This window comes from Tatumella sp. JGM91 (assembly GCF_018257575.1).
GTDB lineage: Bacteria > Pseudomonadota > Gammaproteobacteria > Enterobacterales > Enterobacteriaceae > Tatumella > Tatumella punctata.
Genome location: NZ_JAERJP010000037.1, coordinates 1 through 18,115 on the forward strand (window position 1 = coordinate 1; position 18,115 = coordinate 18,115).

14 protein-coding genes and 2 pseudogenes are annotated in these 18,115 nt (G+C 51.4%); 1 reads left to right on the top strand and 15 read right to left on the bottom strand.

Annotated features, from left to right (window positions below):
- Positions 1 to 77: 77 nt before the first annotated feature.
- The 10 genes and pseudogenes from JK198_RS16280 to vgrG all read right to left on the bottom strand — a co-directional run.
- Positions 78 to 446 (bottom strand): annotated as a pseudogene (locus tag JK198_RS16280) (type VI secretion system baseplate subunit TssG); the annotation flags it as partial.
- Entirely contained in the window at positions 401 to 2,164 is a 1,764-nt protein-coding gene (gene tssF / locus JK198_RS16285; protein WP_212711020.1) for a type VI secretion system baseplate subunit TssF, read from the bottom strand. The pseudogene JK198_RS16280 and the gene tssF, both read right to left, overlap by 46 nt.
- Before the next feature lie 72 nt (positions 2,165 to 2,236).
- Complete coding sequence (locus JK198_RS16290) at positions 2,237 to 5,644, bottom strand: ImcF-related family protein (protein ID WP_212711007.1); 3,408 nt, start codon at positions 5,642 to 5,644, stop codon at positions 2,237 to 2,239.
- Positions 5,645 to 5,655: 11 nt separating this feature from the next.
- The gene (locus JK198_RS16890; RefSeq protein ID WP_249213361.1) at positions 5,656 to 6,198 is read right to left on the bottom strand and encodes a hypothetical protein; all 543 of its coding nucleotides are present in this window, start codon (positions 6,196 to 6,198) and stop codon (positions 5,656 to 5,658) included.
- A 650-nt stretch (positions 6,199 to 6,848) separates the two neighbouring features.
- A complete protein-coding gene (locus JK198_RS16300) occupies positions 6,849 to 7,106 on the bottom strand; it encodes a PAAR domain-containing protein (RefSeq protein WP_212711009.1) in 258 nt (85 codons plus the stop codon).
- 787 nt (positions 7,107 to 7,893) lie between these two features.
- Entirely contained in the window at positions 7,894 to 8,100 is a 207-nt protein-coding gene (locus JK198_RS16305; RefSeq protein ID WP_212711010.1) for a hypothetical protein, read from the bottom strand.
- A gap of 22 nt (positions 8,101 to 8,122) precedes the next feature.
- Entirely contained in the window at positions 8,123 to 9,097 is a 975-nt protein-coding gene (locus tag JK198_RS16310) for an SUMF1/EgtB/PvdO family nonheme iron enzyme (RefSeq protein WP_212711011.1), read from the bottom strand.
- Between the two features lie 10 nt (positions 9,098 to 9,107).
- Complete coding sequence (locus JK198_RS16315; protein ID WP_212711012.1) at positions 9,108 to 11,114, bottom strand: ATPase; 2,007 nt, start codon at positions 11,112 to 11,114, stop codon at positions 9,108 to 9,110.
- Complete coding sequence (locus JK198_RS16320; RefSeq protein ID WP_212711013.1) at positions 11,080 to 11,433, bottom strand: hypothetical protein; 354 nt, start codon at positions 11,431 to 11,433, stop codon at positions 11,080 to 11,082. Before JK198_RS16320 ends, JK198_RS16315 begins: the two co-directional genes overlap by 35 nt.
- A gap of 239 nt (positions 11,434 to 11,672) precedes the next feature.
- On the bottom strand, positions 11,673 to 13,982 hold the full coding sequence (vgrG, locus tag JK198_RS16325; RefSeq protein WP_212711014.1) for a type VI secretion system Vgr family protein: 2,310 nt from the start codon (positions 13,980 to 13,982) through the stop codon (positions 11,673 to 11,675).
- Between the two features lie 81 nt (positions 13,983 to 14,063).
- Here vgrG and JK198_RS16330 point away from each other — a divergent pair, with 81 nt between their 5' ends.
- On the top strand, positions 14,064 to 14,249 hold the full coding sequence (locus JK198_RS16330; protein WP_212711015.1) for a hypothetical protein: 186 nt from the start codon (positions 14,064 to 14,066) through the stop codon (positions 14,247 to 14,249).
- Positions 14,250 to 14,283: 34 nt separating this feature from the next.
- Here the strand turns inward: JK198_RS16330 and JK198_RS16335 are convergent, their stop codons facing one another.
- From JK198_RS16335 to JK198_RS16355, 5 genes and pseudogenes are all read right to left on the bottom strand, one after another.
- Positions 14,284 to 14,421, bottom strand: a complete 138-nt coding sequence (locus tag JK198_RS16335) for a hypothetical protein (protein ID WP_212711016.1) — start codon at positions 14,419 to 14,421, stop codon at positions 14,284 to 14,286.
- Positions 14,408 to 15,085, bottom strand: coding sequence for a DUF2931 family protein (locus JK198_RS16340; protein ID WP_212711017.1), 678 nt, complete (start codon positions 15,083 to 15,085; stop codon positions 14,408 to 14,410). Before JK198_RS16340 ends, JK198_RS16335 begins: the two co-directional genes overlap by 14 nt.
- 43 nt (positions 15,086 to 15,128) lie before the next feature.
- The gene (locus JK198_RS16345) at positions 15,129 to 15,809 is read right to left on the bottom strand and encodes a DUF2931 family protein (RefSeq protein WP_212711018.1); all 681 of its coding nucleotides are present in this window, start codon (positions 15,807 to 15,809) and stop codon (positions 15,129 to 15,131) included.
- 30 nt (positions 15,810 to 15,839) lie between these two features.
- Positions 15,840 to 17,504 (bottom strand): DUF2235 domain-containing protein, encoded by a 1,665-nt coding sequence (locus JK198_RS16350; protein ID WP_212711019.1) that lies wholly within the window; start codon positions 17,502 to 17,504, stop codon positions 15,840 to 15,842.
- 47 nt (positions 17,505 to 17,551) lie between these two features.
- A pseudogene (locus JK198_RS16355) lies at positions 17,552 to 17,914 on the bottom strand (hypothetical protein); the annotation flags it as partial.
- Positions 17,915 to 18,115 lie beyond the last annotated feature (201 nt).

Sequence of the window (18,115 nt, forward strand, 5' to 3'; positions counted from 1 at the left end):
AAATACGTTTCATGTGTCACTCCATGTCCTCAGATTGATTTTTCAGAGGGGGTGACAACTATGCTGACACTGAGGGTATCGAGGAAATCTGCAGTGGCTTCGTACCCTTCCCGCCGCTGGGTGATGTCATCGATATAGTGCGTCGGCAGCGGGGACTCCACGCCGTAGAGTCCCATAAAGGTGATGCGCACCGTGGGTGGCAGCCGGGGATGTTCTGGCAGCTCCATGCCTTTGATTTCGGAAGCCGGGAAGCCCATCCCCGGGTGGGGCCGGAAACGTACCGGCTCCTGACGAACCTGCCAGCTGCTGCCAATAACCGGCTTATCCGGCTGGCTCTGCTCCAGTACCTGGCAAAAGCGATAAAAGTTTATATACGGCAGGTACTGCCGTAGCTGCGCCATCAGCCGGGCAGGCGCGGACTGTGATTTTCTTTCCACCGGATACATTTTCCTTCTGGCTGTACGATAAGCGTCAGCTGATTAAACTGATTCATGTCAGCATAAAGCGCAAAGAAGCGGTTGAGCATTTCACCAAACAAATGGATGTCGCCCTCCCCCGTAAATCCGTTGCTGTCGAGGATCACTTCGATATCCAGCCCGCGCAGCAGATAGCCCTGTTCGAAACGCTGTAACCGGTGATGCGTCACCTGCTGAATCGCTTCCAGACGACGGGTATTCAGTTCATCTTCCTGCCAGTTATACAGCGCCAGCGTCCCGCGCAGCACTTCGGCGGTGCTCATCATGTTCAGGAATCCGGAGCCAAGGTGACTCAGTACCCGCCAGTGGAAACGGTCTTCCACAGGCGGGTATACCGGCAGCGTCGGCTTGCAGAGGTTGCGCACCGTCAGTGGCGTATCCATCACCTGTTCACAGAGGTCCAGAAGCGTGCTCTGCAGTGCTCTGCGCGGTAACTGGCCGTTGGTACCAGTAATTTGCAGCGAGACGGCTTCGCGCTCAAACAGTCGGTCATTTTCCCACTGGTGCCCGCCGGGAATAAGCCAGGTGTCATACAGTCCGGTCACGCTGCGCTTTACCCGGGTGTGGTAGTAACGTGGAGGGGCATGGCGACGCATCATCCCGCCCTTGTGACGGAAGCTGCTGAACGGTACGTATTCGGCATCACTGGTGCGGCCTGAGCCGGTGACCGAATCGACGGAGTAAATCTCAGTATGTCCGTCCTGCAGACGTTTAGGCCGCAGCAGGTACTCGCTTTCAAGGCCAGAGATAGTGAACGGGTCCGCCTCCAGAGTAAAAAGATTAATTACCGGTACACAGTGCAGACGAACCGCGTCATCGGTGACCGGCAGGTCTGATGGCCACAGCGTACTGAACACCACTTCAATATCGAAGTACCCCGTCCCCTGAGGCAGGGTAATACCGTCCAGCCCGTTAAGGTGGACGAACATAAACTTGTCGCGGAAGGTGAAATACTCCAGCAGCAGCTGGTAACCACTGAAGGCGGTATCGCCCTTCGGCCACAGCCCGTCTTCCTCTGCAAATCCCCCCGGCGAGAAATACCCGTCAAGCCGGATGCGGTCGCTCTGCCCTGGAAGATGCATATACAGGGCCGCCTGCCGTTTGGTCAGCATCAGGTGCAGCTGGCTGCTGACGGGCGCCTCGGCCCCGAGGTACAGGCTCAGGCGGCTGAGATCAGTATGGGACCAGTCCGCCTGAGTGCTGCAGGCAAAACGCAGCTGCAGCAGCGAACGACCATCCGGCTCAGTGGTCATGGTAATGCCCGAAATAGCCAGAGGGTTGAGCATTACCTGCCGGGTGGTACGGTAACGACAGACCGTGTTTTCAGGCCCTAGCGGACGGGAATATACCTCAAGACCCGCGGGCACCACTTCCGCCATTTTCATGGCAGAGAGTACCGGGGTAAACGCCACCACCGAGAGAGACGGAATGGTGCGCAGGTAGTGTGGCCAGAGCATGCTGACCAGACCTTCAGTCAGTTCCGGCAGGTCATCGTCAATTTTTTCGCGCAGTCGCCCCATTGAGAAGGCAAACCCTTCAAGCAGGCGTTCAACATAGGGATCGGGGGTTCCGGCCTTATCCAGGTCCAGCATCGCGGCACGATCCGGATGGGCTTGTGCGAACTCTTTCGCGGCTTCACGCAGGTAGCGCATTTCTGCATCGAAATAGCGCAGGGTCAGATCTTCCATTGATTTATTTTCCTGTGAATTTAACGGCGTGGCACGGGCAGGATCGATAGTCATCAGTCCGGCAGGCGCTTATCAGTAGACCACCTCTGCGTCACTGGCTGTACTGATGCCTGCGATACCGGTGGTATTGAAGATGGTTTCCGGCAGCCGGAAGTTACGCAGTTTCAGCAGCACCAGTGGTCCCTCACCCGCTTCGGTGCGCAGGGTGTAATTGAGCGTGCGACCGTCCGGTGTTTTCCAGCCAAGAGCATAACTGCTGCCGATACCCGGGTAAGCACTGATCGCGGCCTTATCCAGCAGACGGATCCATCCCCAGCTGCCGGGCATGTCCGCATACTGACGGGTGCCCGCCTGCGTGCTTATCCAGCTTAAGCTGGCGCCCGGTGATTCGGTATCCGCAGGCCAGGTGAAACGCTTCCATGCCGGAAGCTGGTTTACATAGGTCAGCTTCCGGCTGTCAATAATCATATCGGTCTGCATCACGCCAGCGGCAGTCCCCGGCCGCAGCTCGAAGTTCATACCGGCATTGCCTTCGGTGAAAGCGATGTCCGAGACATGACTCAGGGTGTTGATGGCATTGAGAAACGCCCGGTTAAAGATCAGTCCCTGTGAATTGATACTGTCTGGCACCCACCGGCTGCCCTGACGATGCAAAATGCCTTTAAGACGGGTTTGCAGGAACTGTGCAATACGCCCGGAATCCGCATTGAGGTATTTGGCCAGCAGAGGCAGAGAGACATCGCTGCCAGAGTTGTGAAACGGATAACGCCCGCCAAATGCGGAGTTCCATTCCGCCACCACTGCCTGCTGCCACTGGGCATTGAGACTGTCAGCCGCCGGGGTCAGCACCTGCTGCCAGGCCTGTTCCATTGGGCTGACAAATACCGTCCGGCCAAAGCCACTCCACTCCTGTCCCAGACCGGCAGCAATCAGGCTGCCGTAGTCGCGGGTTTCGGTCAGGTCTACCGTCTTACCCTCGAACACGGTCCGGGCCAACGCCCGGGTCATCGCCTGCGGATCGGCGGCATTAGTCACCTGTTGCAGGCGCAGGCGCACCTGTGTTACGCGGGTCAGGTATGACTGCAGACTTTGCGTCTGTGCGCCGATGCGGCTTTTGTCCATCAGCCCCAGCAGCGGCCCGAAGGTCGTATCCAGCGGACCATGGATACCGGCACTCTGGTCAATGATATCTTTGTTATCACCACCCAGCAGATTTTTTGCTGATTTCACCAGTGTATCTGATATCGCTTCGCCGATCTGGCCGGTGCGCCCCTGCTCATTCAGGGTATTCATCAATGCCACCAGTGGCGACTGACGCACGTCAGCCATCAGGGTCAGCTGGTCAATGGCATCTGACAGCGTGCCAGCCGGGGTCCAGCGCAGGCTGTTGAGGAATTCCAGCCAGGCACCGCCAAAGTCGGCAAAGTAACGTTCCGTCAGACGCTTCTTCAGCACTTCCGGCGAGATTTCATCCTGTTTACTCACCTGACGTTTACGGTCAGTCAGTACCCAATCGAGCTCATCGCGGCGCGCCTTCACCAGCTGGTCGATAGCCGGCTGCACCGCCTGCTCCCAGGCCTGGCGGGTAAACATCCCCGCCACAGCTTCGCTGGAACTGAACAGCCGCGCGACATAGGTATCACCGGTCATGTCCCCGAGACGCATATCGGCATACAGGTGCGCGACCTGTGAGAGCATCTTCTGGTAGAGGGTCGATTCGCTGTTGCGTACCCCCATCAGGCGGACCAGCAGCGAACGCGCCTCGCTGACCATATTTTCATCTGCAGGCACCCGCCATTGCGGATGGGTAATCAGGCTGGCGGCATAAAAAGCAAACAATGACGGGGCCATGCCCTGCCACTCAGCGTCTTTAATCCCGCTGCGTTTCGGCCAGTCTGCTGTCAGTGCGGTGCTGAACCAGGCTGCATCCATATGCTCCGGACGGGCCAGCATCAGATAGAGCCTGAGCTGCTGCCAGGCGGTTTTTGCTCTCTGCTCACGCAATGGGCTGCCCGGCGGCAACCGATTAAAGGCGCTCAGCTGCCTCTGCAGGTGGTCTGCGGCTGCATCCCGTAACAGTGGCAACGCACTATTCTGGTAGCGGGGCCAGAGTGCGGCCAGCAGCTCATTATTCCGGCTCAGCCCGGCCTGCTCATACCATGGGACACCATGCTCAGAGCGGTACTGCAGGCGGGCCACGGTTTTCTGCAGTTCAGACAGAGCATGCAGGCGCTGTTCCAGTGGCTGATTCTGTCGGGCAGCAACTGCAGCCCGGGCATTGGCTCCGTCAATCTGGCTGCGGTTGGTGATATACGCGATACCCATCCACACAGCCCAGCCCGCCATTGCCAGGGCGACAGCAGGTGCCACGACCTTGCGCCATGCAGTACCCGGTTTAACAGGGCGCAGCCCGGCAGGGAGCATCCGCACAGAGTCCGGCAGAACATCCCAGCGCTTGTCCATGCCCCAGTGGTGCGGCACGACACGTTCAGCACCGGCAGAGGGCTGACTGAACACTACCCCGGCCAGCGGCAGCGGGCGGTACGGATTGAGCATCACCGACAATGGCCCGCTCAGGCTCTCCGGTTTACGGATCAGCTGGTCAGCCAGCATCAGCAGGAAATTATGTTGCGCCTCATCACAGATTTGCTGTAACCCCCGGCAGGTTAGTTGCGGTGTCAGCGCCGCGAGCTGTCCGGCTAATCCCTCAATACGGCATCCGGCAGGCAGCAGGCAGCCTGCCGCCTGCACAATCCGCCCCTCCGGCTTACCGCCGCGTGGATGCAGGGACCAGATATACAACGGGAGTTTCCAGCCCAGCGTATCCATACGGGCGCTGATAGCGTGGGACAGGGAATCCATCGCCCCTTCAGACGGGACCGGTCGCGGCTGCTCCATCCCCGGCGCTGAGAGCTGGTCAAAAGCTGAAGTGACCCACACCAGGCCATCCACCGGACGACGGCGCAGTTTGCGCAGCGCGCTCAGCCAGGCACTGTCCGCTGACGTATTGAGGTCACCACCCCACAGCAGCAAGGTGCCGCGCTCTTCCTGCCAGAGCTGGCTGGTAAGACCCGGGGTCAGTTGCTCCACCTCAGAGGCAGTACCGGTGATCAGCAGGATACGGGTTTTACGGCCCCAGTTGCGATTGTAAATAGTGCGAAGATACTGGCGGATTTCTTTAACAACTTCAGAATGTCGGTTGTTATTCTGTTCATACGCTGGCTGTTCTGGTTTCACCCCTGTCAGGATTTTAAATTTCTGAATAAAACTTAAAGAGATCAGCCTGTCCCATAGCCACACAAACAGCGCATCAAACAGCAAAATCCCCAGACAGATAGCGACCACAATCAGCGATGCCATCAATTTTTTCTCTTGCCCGGCAAGGCGTAAAAACGGATTGTTTAACCAGATTAATCCAGTACTTACGATAATAACAATTGCAACAATGAGCCAGGTACTTATCCGTTTTTTCTTTATCATGCAGTTTTCCTTCAGCATTCTTCCTGACGCACAATTACCTGATGCGTGGTTTTATCGGTCATCATTACCCACTGTGGTTTACCTGATGTTCTGGCGTACTCACAGGCACAGAGCAACGCAATATTTCCTAATGCCGCCCCGGGGTTACCAAATAAATCATCCGGCATATAGTCTTCGTCCTGTCCCGGGGAATAACCAAGCCTTTCTGACTGCTGAATTAACCGCGCCATAGCCTCTTTATCGACATGCCATCGCCAGAACGTGTGGATTTCATCCACAGACAGCTTTCCCCAACGCAACATATCTTCCAGGGTACAGGCATCATCCGTGGTGATTACGGGACAATGAATGACGGCCTCAGGTTTAACATCATGTTGAGCAAGCCACGCCGGAGAGGCCAGCAACAGTGCTGATACCGATTCAGTCTGATAATCCCGGGGGTCAATAAACAGGTTGATTTCAACAGAAATCGTCAGTACCGACTCATTCTGGCCTAACAAGGCATCCAGCCACATCACACCATCACCTTCTTGCCCTACAATAATTGCATCCACGGGATATGATGCAGGAAATATCGCCTGCCAAATTTGTAAGATTTGCGCATTATCCACAGAGCCGTCGTGACGGAGACGAACCGACAATTTGTCTGCGGATAGTACTGATAAGTCCGGCTCCAGCATGTGAAGAAGCTGGGTGATATATCCGGTTAACCTTGTACTGTAGCTTTCCTTTGAGAAATGCGAGATAGAAGGCTCAAATCGGACCGTTGTCAGTGCCTGCTGAAGATGGGCAAAATAAGTTGATTGTAACTGACTACCATAGTTTATGAGGGCAGAAGCCAGTTTATTACAGGCTATGGGGGTGATATACGCTTTCCCCAAAACGCCTGCCGGACGCTGTCTTCTCTTCACTTGTATATCATGTCGCTCCTGATGAAGGTGATTCCAGTAGTTCACGCGATCACGCTTATTTTCATAAGCTCGTAGCCGAAAGGCATAACAGACTAATCCAGCAGACAGCGGTATGGTAAAAATGCAAAACCAGAACCATGTGGATTGCGTGGACATGTTCTCCGGCCATAAATAAAGCGTCAGTATTCCCCCCGGTACGGCTATCAGCACGACGGCAATAAGCCACCGGAATACTGAAGGCTGTTCAGGCAGCTGTATTTTCTCTGGTATTTTTTTTAATTCAACGGGCATAGCTAACGCCTTCCAGCATTGGGCAGGGATGTAATTAATGCACAACCGCAGCCACAGCGATGCCCATGAATGGCAACAGGTTTACCATTAATTTTTGAGCCGTTATCGCCTTCAGCAATAGACGTTATTCCATGAACAAGGCATAGCACTCTGTCACCCAGACAGGATACTTCTTTCCCCTGAAACTTAACGCCACTACTGCCTTGTAAGACTTTTCCACCACTTGAGGTGGCATCACCGATTCGAATAACTCCGAGCATAATTCATTCTCGCTTGTAAAGTTTATTTACTTATTATTAATAATAGTTTCTATGATTAATAATTATGGTCGGGATTGAGATATTTATATCCTATGCTTAAGGTGCCTGCTTTACTTTTCCGTCAAGTCTAGTTTCAGCAAGTTACGTTTGGTACTTATACTGCACGCTACTTTACTGGGTAAACACCTCTATACAGGCAAGGAATAAACATCCAAACATAACTTTTAATTTAACAGCCATGTTTTATGACGTTGCACCACTTTACCTTTTGCGGTCTATTAATTATGTAACTGACCGCTGTAGAAATAAAAATATCTGTTCCTGGTTTTCTGTTAAAGATGGCAACAGTTACGCCATTTAAAGGCTCTGAACAACCAGCCACGTGCAGCGTTTTGGTATAATTTCACTCATGATTTTTAAACACCGGTTCTTCCGGTCTCAGCGGATCAACATCCAGAGAATTTTTTTATAATTCGGTTAGAACCAGTTATGGACCATTAAAGGCTATTACCCGCTATATCGTAGATCTGCAACAGATTAGGATAATAATTATCGACAGGTAACTCAATCATACTACCATCAAGTAGTTCCTTTTTTTGCAAAATCCTCGCGGTTCAGCTCCCGGGAATATTATTAACGCCTCCATTCGCTGTCGTATTAATAAATTATGTTTCTCTCAAAGAGAATTTATTTAGCTTAAGGTAAAGCTGATATCCTGATTGGTGGTTTTAAATTTACTGATGACGTAGCTGCTCAGGGTCATCTTATGCAGCGATTTACTGTCCTTTTACGGGCCATGTATTGCCGCTAAATCCCCTATCAGAAAATCGCCGCCTTCCACAAACACCAGACTCGCTTTTACCTGGCGAATCAGACTCTGTAATTCCGTGCTGTGCGGGTTCTGCCCGGATTCTAGCGTTGACTCTGCAGCGGTGTTGTTATCACAGGCGGCCAGCAGCACTAGAGCCCGTAGCAAAAAACATTGAAGTATCATAGGGCCTTCACTCTTTTGCCGGTTAAATGCTATTAACTACGCAGCGAACCGTCATTACAAAGGTAACTTTAGTATCCGGGCTACGCTTAGAACGAGCGATCGTCAGGCCATTAAAGGGGCCAGAAGTCCCTGCTCCACGCAGCACCTTTTGGTATTTTTCTTCTGTATCGTAAATCCCCTCACGACGCTTAAATACCGGTTTTTCTGGTCCCTGAGGGTCAACAACCGGGGAGTTCTTATAATAATCTGGATCATACCAGTCCTTGACCCAGTCATAGCCATTACCCGCCATATCGTAGAGCCCCAATGGATTGGGAGGATAACGATCTACTGGCATTGCTGTATATAATCCAGAGCTAAGGCCCATCTTCCGGGCAAACTCCTCTCGATCCAGTGAGCCCGATATATTAATCCCGCGCTGGATCCCATCCATCTCCAGTACACCACTGTTGGTTCCAGCAATAATGAACTGTCCCCGGCTACGGGCTGCATACTCCCACTGGGCTTCGGTTGGGAGAGCAAAGGGCAGACCGCTCACCTTACTCAGCCAGGTGCAATATTTCTCCGCATCATTCCAGTCCATATGCGCTGGCGTGTCAGGCAGCTTATTTAACGCATCCATTCGCTTTTGCGTTAATGGATTATTGCTTTCTCTTAAAGACAGTTTATTTAGCTTCAGATAAAGCTGATACTCCTGATTGGTGGTTTTAAATTTACTGATGGAGTAGTTGCTCAGCGTTACCTTATGCAGCGGTTTACTGTCCTTTCGGGAGTCGAATTGAATCTTTTCCGGACCGTATTTTGCCCCGAAGTCACCCATCAAAAAATCACCGCCTTCCACAAACACCAGATTCGCTTTTACCTGGCGAATCAGGCCCTGTAATTCAGCGCTATGCTGCTGGTTCTGCCCTGAGCCCACCGTTGGTTTTGCAGATACCTTATTATCGCAGGCGCTCAGCAGTAGCGGGGCCAGTAACCAGATTCCGTATTTTTTCATGATTATCTCCCTAAGCCATTTGCGTCATGGTTACTTCGCAGGGGCCAAACTCGCAGCGCTGCGGAAAGTGGGGATTAGGCGCACGATTCAGGTTATACCAGCGAGTGTTATTCATCGCCAGTGCATAGCCCCAGGAGAGTTCCTGCCCGGTTTTCAGACGAAGGTAGATTTCTGATAGCTCCTGTGCCGCAAGTTCAGCGGCCCTGCGTTTCATATCCTGGTCACGATTAAAGCCTTCCCGAAGAAATTTAAGTAACTCTTTCTCCTGCTCTTTTACCACCAATTCCTCATCGCCATTTTGCGCAAGATCGGAACCATCCTTACTACGATGGCACATCACCTTAAGCCACTCACGCCGGGTCTGGATACTACAGAGTACCTGAATAATCGCCTCTTTTCGTTCAGGATAGATATCCAATAGCAAGCTGCCACGGTTTTGCGGATCGGCATGATCCCACAGTCCATGGCGGGTCAGCAGATATAATAATATCCCTTTAGCCTCCGGCGTATAGGTTAATAGTCGTTCCGGTTCAGCCAGAATATTTTTAGCCAACTGATTACGTTTTTTAGATGCTTCAATGTTTTTTTGATTTTCATTAATTATACTTAGCATGAAATTTTCAAACTGTTCTGTAACTTCATAAATAGCAGACATTGATTTATTATATTCCTGATATATATTTTTGCCTAAATAAGCCAGTTGCATCACACATATTTGAGTAAAGGTTGCAAAAGCATCCTTAACCACCAGATCGAAAAAACGATAATCCAAGGCAAATAGCTGATAGCCCAGCCAGCGACCAAACTCCAGCAAGGATTTCCCCCCGACTTCACACAGAAACGCCCCTTTTGCCCCGACTCCGCAGCACAGGCTGGCGGCGACCTTAAAGCAGAATTTACCATTAATAAAGGTACATAAGAATTTTGCACCCGCACCAATCCCCGCCAAACCACCAATGCTGGCACCAATGGTAGCAAAGTCGGTAAACTCTCCTGTCGTTTTTGTGATAATTATACTATCCGTAGATGGTGGGGGAGTGGGCTTTAACCACTGAATGGCCCCCTTGAGCGAGTATTCCGCACTGGTACCACTAAAGAACTCCGCTGCAATGGTTACTCCTTCATCCTCTTTTTTCATTTGTTTATAAAACTGACCGCTACGACCTCCCTGCCGCTCCTGAAAGCGAGGAATTCGTCCCTGCCGCTGACCAGCAACCACCTGCTGCTCATTATCTTTAACCATAACCTGAAGCTGAGCTTCTATCTGTGCGGAAGCACCGACAAAACCAATGAGTTGGGTTTCAATATAAATCCGCACCACTCCCATATTCAGCCCCGTCAACACCTTCCCCATTTTACCGGCACCACTTTCCTCTTCTGGAATATAACGTAAATCCCAACCCAGTCGGTCCGGAATATAAAAATTAGCACGCCCAGCACCTGATGCAATCGCAACAGATACTTTTGCCTCTCCTTTAAATTCCATCCCTCTCTCATTCGGGTTAAATTCTGTTTCTGCACCAACATTGGAAATAAATCGCATAAACTGTGCTGCGCCAGATAGCTCAATCCCATTAGCAAAAATATGCGACCCACTCAGGCTGCCATTCCAGCTTTTTGCCCAGCCAAGTAATGTTTCATCCAGATTGTAATCATCCAGATCAACATAATTTTTAAGTTCTATTTTTAATTTTGGTAATACCTCTTTGCTTAGCTGTTCTTTCAGTTTGCTGGTATCAATCTTTCGGCGACCGTGACTGTCAATAATATAGATACTCTCTTTTCCGGTTGCGGTGTCCTTATTATTCAGCGAGACAGTACGCCACTTCTTTTTAGTACCGGCCTGAAAACGCCCGCTGACACGTTCAGAATAATAGCTCTGACGGGCATAGGCATAACGCTGACCCAGCCGTTGATTGCCTGCCCCCTTTCTACGAGTATCAAGTAACGGGATAAGCTCCACCACATCCTGATATCCCATATTACTGGTTTCTCCCTCTTTGAGTTTTTCCAGCAACGCTCCCCTTTTTTTCCAGAGTGGTTTCTGCGGCAACAACTTCCGCAGTCAGGGTATCCATATCCGCACCAGCTTGCTGTCTTTGCTGACCATATTTTTCTACTGCGGTAGAATAAACGTGATTTGCCTGATGGAATTCATCAACACACCCCAACATCTCCAGATAGTGCGTTTCAAAATCGCCCGCATCCTGCGCAGGAATAACAACAATGTCTTCAGTTTCAGGGCAGAAATAGAGTACCGCGGATTCGTGACAGACTTGAGTAATATTATTTTCAGATTTATTTAGCTGACATTCAGCATTCGCTTTAGTATCCATACTCTGACTACCTTATTTATTCAAAAAATAACTTAATATTCTGTGGGTCAATACCATAGTGTTTTTTCGTATAGCCGTTTTCGTCGGTCCTGCCGCGAAGGGTTTTTCCATCAGGCGTTTCTATACGATAAGCCACCCGGGGTTTGGGTTTTTGAGTGACCTTATCCACTATTTGAAACCCACCGCTCATAGGGAATTGATACTGCGGATCTTTTACTGTTGCAGGCTTCAGTGCCTGTTCAAGAGAGGCGCTCCCCCCCCCACAGAATATTTGTACTTTTCAGATCGATTTTTCCGGGCGCTCCAATTTCCACAGATCCATCTTTGATTTTGATATAAGCGCCGCCTTTACTGGTCAGAGTAATTCCCTGTGCCGCATTTAATACAATCTCACCACTAGCACTATTAATGGCCATCTGTTGATCGGCCTGAAGCCTCATCCCATCAGACTGTGCCTGAATATCTACCTGGCCACGCGCAGCAATGATCTTCATGCCCATTTTGTGGGCAAACAGGCTGATTGCTTCACCCGCCGCAACGGTTAACCGTTTGAAAATTGTCATATCCGCATTCTCACCTGCGGTAGTCGTCAGGGTGTAGCCCGCTGCAAGTTGAATATTTTTAGGTGTCGTGACCCCAATCCCCGCGGGCGCAGATAATAATAATCCGGCTTCTTTGAATTGATTCAGTGTCCGGGCAAGCTGCTGTTGCGAAGAAATATCCGGGTCCAGTGCGCCGGAAGCGCCGGCACTTTGTGCCAGTGCGGTGACAAGTTGTAACGCACTCTGTAACTGGGCAACAGCCGAAGTCATATCCAGCATGTCACCCTGTGCTTTTGGCTGTTCATCTGCACTGATAAACACCCCCTTCCCACCCCGAATTGCCACCCAGTCATCAGTGCGCAGTTCTGCACCTTCACCGCGAAGCACTCTTTTTTCATCAACATTGTGCCCCAGATTAAGCTGCGTTTTGCCACCGTACTCCGTGCTGAGTTTAACGTGCTCCTCGCCGCGCTTATCCTCCATCCGCAGCTTGTTCAGCCCGGCGGTGCGGATCACGTTGCGCGTGCTGTTGGCTTCTGTCACGTGGTCGACGTGGCGGGAGTCGTGCAGGGCATGGGCGATATACGGGCGATCCGGGTCACCTTCGTGGAAGGCAATGGCGACTTCAGTGCCCTGGATCAGCGGGAAGTGGAAGCCGTACTTATCGCCGCCGTATGGCCTGGCAAAGCGCACCGGCATACTTTCCATACCCCGCCGTTTATCGTCCCGGTCAGCATCGAACTTAACCCGATACATGCCGGATGCATCCTGCCAGGCGTAAATATCGTTATCCCTGGTGCTGGTCACGCGCGCCATCAGGGTGCCGCTGACCACCGGACGCTTTTTAGCCGCTGGTCGCCAGCAGCGGTTCTCGGAGTACGGCACCGCCGCCCAGGTAACCTGCAGCGCATTTTTACGGCTGGCGGAGTAACCGGCACTGATGATAACAAGGCCGTTTTCGGTTTCACGTGGCAGCGTCGGCGGGACAGCTGTCCCGGTGATGGTCAGTACCTGAGCCGGACCCAGGTTATGGTCGGTACTGCTGCCGGTCACAGTGGTCTGCCCGGACAGAAAACGTTCATGCTCCAGCCGCGCCCAGAAGTTACCGGTTTCCGCTGCCGGGGTAATTTTGTCCCCCCGTTCAAGATGACGCGGGCGATAATGGTACACATCGCCGTAAGTGTTTCCTTCGCCGTCGCCCCGGGTCATATCCGCCGGTACGGACATCAGGACATTCTGAGCTTCACGGTGGTTGTAGTCACTGGCGGTGACCGAACGCTCCGCCACATTGTGGCTGACATTTATGCCCCACACCGCGCCGGCCGCATTATCATTCATCCCTGACGGGCTGCTGAGTGGCAGCGATTTACCAAACGTCCAGGCACTCTGTTTGTCCGCGAAATGCACCACTTCGGTTTGGGTGTCCGGCTGCAGGGTGAAGAAGTAGAATATCCCCGCCTCCGCCAGCAAACGCTCAATAAACGCGAGGTCATTTTCCTGATACTGGTTAATCTGCTCACGCTGCGGATACTGAGTCCTGAGGGTAAACTCATACTCCCAGTCTTTCAGCCCATGCTCCTGCAATACTTCGGTAACCACTTCCGGTACCGATTTATTGACGAAAAAGCGGTGGGTGCGAAACTGATGGCCCAGCAAAGATAAGAACGGCTCAATAATAATCTGGTATCTCGTCTGGTCACGTGAGCCACTGATGCGCTTAAAGTGTGTCACCACGCCGTGCACCACTTTCTGCACGGTCAGCCCCGCCAGTGGCCCGGACCCCATGGTCAGCGTGGCTGGCTTAGCCAGCAACTGGGATGAACTGATATGCTGGTCACTGCTGGTAAAGAGAATTGTGTAGTGGTAAAGCTCACTCATAAACTCCCGGCCACTGAATTCTTCCACATCCAGTGAGGCTGTACAGGACGGAATATCCAGACGATAGCGGTTCAGCCCGCCTTCAGTCAGCGCAGACAGGGTGTTGTTAAACGTATCGGTCAGACTCATGATATTGACTCCATGGGATAACCTGCGGTCCATAACGTTATTGCCGGTCAGCAAATGGCAGGTTGAATCGGGGGGTACTCTGTGAGTACGGAAAAAAATAATTCCGGCTACCGCACCGGGGCAGGCGAGGGGTTTAACCAGCGACACGGTTATTTGAGCATTGCTGATGTGGTCGTTACCGTCACCGTGGATCAGGATAATTCGCTGAATAAATGTGGAAAAACACCAATCCGCAAGAGACAGTACTCCCGCCATCATAAAAATTAAAAAGATAAAACATTTCTGCCTTTATAGCGGGGCACTATTCAGAAACGTCAACAGAGAAATTTCCACTGGTCGTAATAAACAGCAGTGCAGTAAAGATAAGGTTAACCTTAGTCATATTGCCATCCTGTGCGTTAATAATCAGACGCTGATACCGGCTGTCACCAGCTGCCATAGGGGTAAGTTTTACCTTTAATAAAATCTTTAATGTCTTGATCGTATCCATATGAAAAATCACTTTTAGTCACTCCTTTACACATCTCCATTTGGTCACCCGACACCGTGGTGATTTTGGCATCCGACTGGCGGACCACCGGATTACCGCGATCCCCTAACCAGATGCTCACCTTACCCTCAGGAGCCAGACCAATAATCATGGTTGAACGATAGTAGGTTTCGTCCCAGCGACTGTCTGTATAGGCTGTGGTCATCTGTTCCCGGGTGCCTTTTTTAAAAAAGACCAGGGTTTCATAACTCTTTTTATCGATCACCGAGTCCCAGCAGAACCGCAGCATCAGGGGTAACGCTTTCCCCTTATTGTAATAGGCCTCTACCCCCCCTAAGCGATCATTCCAGCGCCCGACGCTGACCCGGCTCGGCCTTGTGGTATCAAGATACTGGTAAGTGGTCTTATAACCGGCACCATCCACCATCAGCGCCTGGGTGGCGAGTGCGGGCAGCGCGTTAGGATAAATAAAGAGAAATTTCCACCGGTCGTAAGGCAGTTTTTTATAGCCCCATTCGGTCTTATCTGAAGCCGCCGCCGGCGATTTTTCTGCAGCACAGCCGGTCACTGATATAAACAGCAGTGCAGTAAAGATAAGGTTAACCTTTTTCATATTACCATCCAGTGCGTTAATAATCAGACGCTGATACCGGCTGTCACCAGCTGCCGTAGGGGTAAGTTTTACCTTCGATAAAAGCTTTTGTGCCCTTGGTGTATCCATAACCATTAGGGAAATCAGTCACCCCTTTACACATCTCCATTTGGTCACCCGACACCGTGGTGATTTTGGCATCCGACTGGCGGACCACCGGATCACCTAAATTATCCAGCCAGACACTCACCTTACCGCCGGGGGCCAGACCAATCACCATCGTGTCACGGTAATAGGTCTCATCGGGGCGGTAGCTGTCGGTATATAACGTGGTCATCTGTTCCCGGGTGCCTTTTTTAAAAAAAACCAGGGTTTCATAACTCTTCTTATCGATCACCGAGTCCCAGCAAAAGCGCAGCATCAGGGGTAACGCTTTCCCCTTGTTATAATACGACTGAGTCACCCCCAGATGGTCATTCCAGCGCCCGACGCTGACCCGGCTCGGCCTTGTGGTATCAAGATACTGGTAAGTGGTCTTATAACCGGTACCATCCACCATCAGCGCCTGGGTGGCGAATGCGGGCAGCGCGTTAGGATAAATAAAGAGAAATTTCCACTGGTCGTAAGGCAGTTTTTTATAGCCCCATTCGGTCTTATCTGAAGTCCCCGCCGGCGATTTTTCTGCAGCACAGCCGGTCACTGATATAAACAGCAGTGCAGTAAAGATAAGGTTAACCTTTTTCATATTGCCATCCTGTGCGTTAATAATCAGACGTTATAACATCGCCGTTTTTACTGCGTTATCATTTATCCGCTGCTGATCGTCCATATACCATACGGTACGCAGCCAGCGATCACTGGGTTTATTCGGGAAGAAAAACGCCTTACCCTGTTTCGGACCAAACCGATGAATAAATATCTCTCCGGTTTTCGGGTCCACCCATAAATTACGATCAGACTCGATATTCCAGTTAGCGGAGCAATGGGTATATTTCCCGATAAGCCGCCGTTCTTCTTCAGTAAAAGCCTGAGGCTCCTTTCCCAGACGTACTGCTTTTCCCTGGGCGATGGCTTTATCGCAAAGAACTTTCAACTCTGTCGGCAATAAATATTTTTCAGCTTCTTGAATTTCATAGAATAATACTCCCGCCTCCTGAGCCGCATCCAGCATCACTCGCAGACAGACGCTGGCCCACTCATTGGGAATGGCCATTCGCTCAAAAAACACTGCGGCCCCCACCTGTTTCTGAATACAGCCTGCCGTGCATTGCTTGCCGGGTATCACACCGACAGAGCAGGTTTTGATGGTGATTTTCCCATGGGGGAGCAAGTATTTCAGTGCAGGCAAAGACGCCAGTATGTCTCGGTCTTTCTCCGCATTCCGGTATACCCGGGTATCGGTTTCTCTGGTATCGTAGCTGACCATTTCAAATTCGGGGCAGCTCAGAAACAGATATTCATTTTCCTGCAGAGGCGAACCGACCGGGTTATAACCGCCACCGATATCTGAATGCGCTCCCGGTAACGCCAGCTCGGGCCACATGCCCTGAATGCTGTTCAGGCTGAAGTTATACCGGTATTCATTCATCGCGGTGATCTGAAAAACTTTCCTCGCGACCGAAGGACGCAATTCCAGCTTTATTCCCGGATTACTGCGGCTGTTAATGTCGAAGAAGTTGCTGATCCCGCCAATGGCCGCCACGGTATCGAAAAGCCCCAGAAAGCGGACTTCACCTGAGGGTTTACCATCATAAAAATCACCTCTGAGCCCTTTTGTAATAGCACTGGCTATCGCCGGATCCTGTCCCGTAACCCGGTTGGCAAAGTGCCGCGCCGCCGCGGCCCCGCGGCTGAAACCAAAGATATCAAACTGAATCTTTGCGATACAGAAATCCTGTTTAATGTTTCGCTTCATAAAAGCTAAGAGTTCCTCGGCAATCCCTCTTATTGCCTTATCAGTTTTCGTCACCACACCTTCAAATACATCCAGGATACTGGTGCCCAGCCCCATACCTATCGCCGAATCTGACTCGCCCGCCGCGGTACCGACCCCGGAAATATAGGTCTGGATCTGTGCCCCTGTCTGGTCATCCGATAGGGTCTGGTCTGCTATGTAGAGTGTGTTTAACCAGTGAATATTTGAGTAATATCCGCGATAGCTGCCATTCGAAATACTGTCTTTATTAATGGCTTTAGAAAAGTCCTCGCAGCTTTGCGCCTCTTTTTGATTTATACCCTGCTTATAGGCACTGCATTCATTGAATTGCATCAGGCGAGATGCGGTATTTTCCCGGTTGTTCCCCGTGCCGTCGAAAAACACGCCGATGGTTAAAGTCACACCACGCACTGGCTTTTTCTGCGCAACAACCGTTTTCCATTCATTATGAATACTGGTTTTATGGGTGGCGTCCGTTACCTCATAACCCTGATATTTTGTCATTCTGCCTCCCCGTCGTTTTTTACCTTACCGAATTCAACTTTCACCGATGACGGGCTGCTGAGTGGCAGCGATTTACCAAACATCCGGGCACTCTGTTTGTCCGCGAAGTGCACCATTTCGGTTTGGGGGTCCGGCTGCAGGGTGAAGAAGTAGAATATCCTCAGCCCCGCCAGTGGCCCGGACCCCATGGTCAGCGTGGCTGGCTTAGCCAGCAACTGTGATGAACTGATATGCTGGTCACTGCTGGTAAAGAGAATTGTGTAGTGGTAAAGCTCACTCATAAACTCCCGGCCACTGAATTCTTCCACATCCAGTGAGGCTGTACAGGACGGAATATCCAGACGATAGCGGTTCAGCCCGCCTTCAGTCAGCGCAGACAGGGTGTTGTTAAACGTATCGGTCAGACTCATGATATTGGCTCCATGGGATAACCTGCGGTCCATAACGCTATTGCCGGTCAGCAAATGGCAGGTTGAATCGGGGGGTACTCTGTGAGTACGGAAAAAAATAATTCCGGCTACCGCACCGGGGGAACTGGCTGTGACCGGGCGTCAGCAGTGGCCACAGGCCATCACAACGTATCAGGTTCTGTTTTTCCACCAGGACCATCA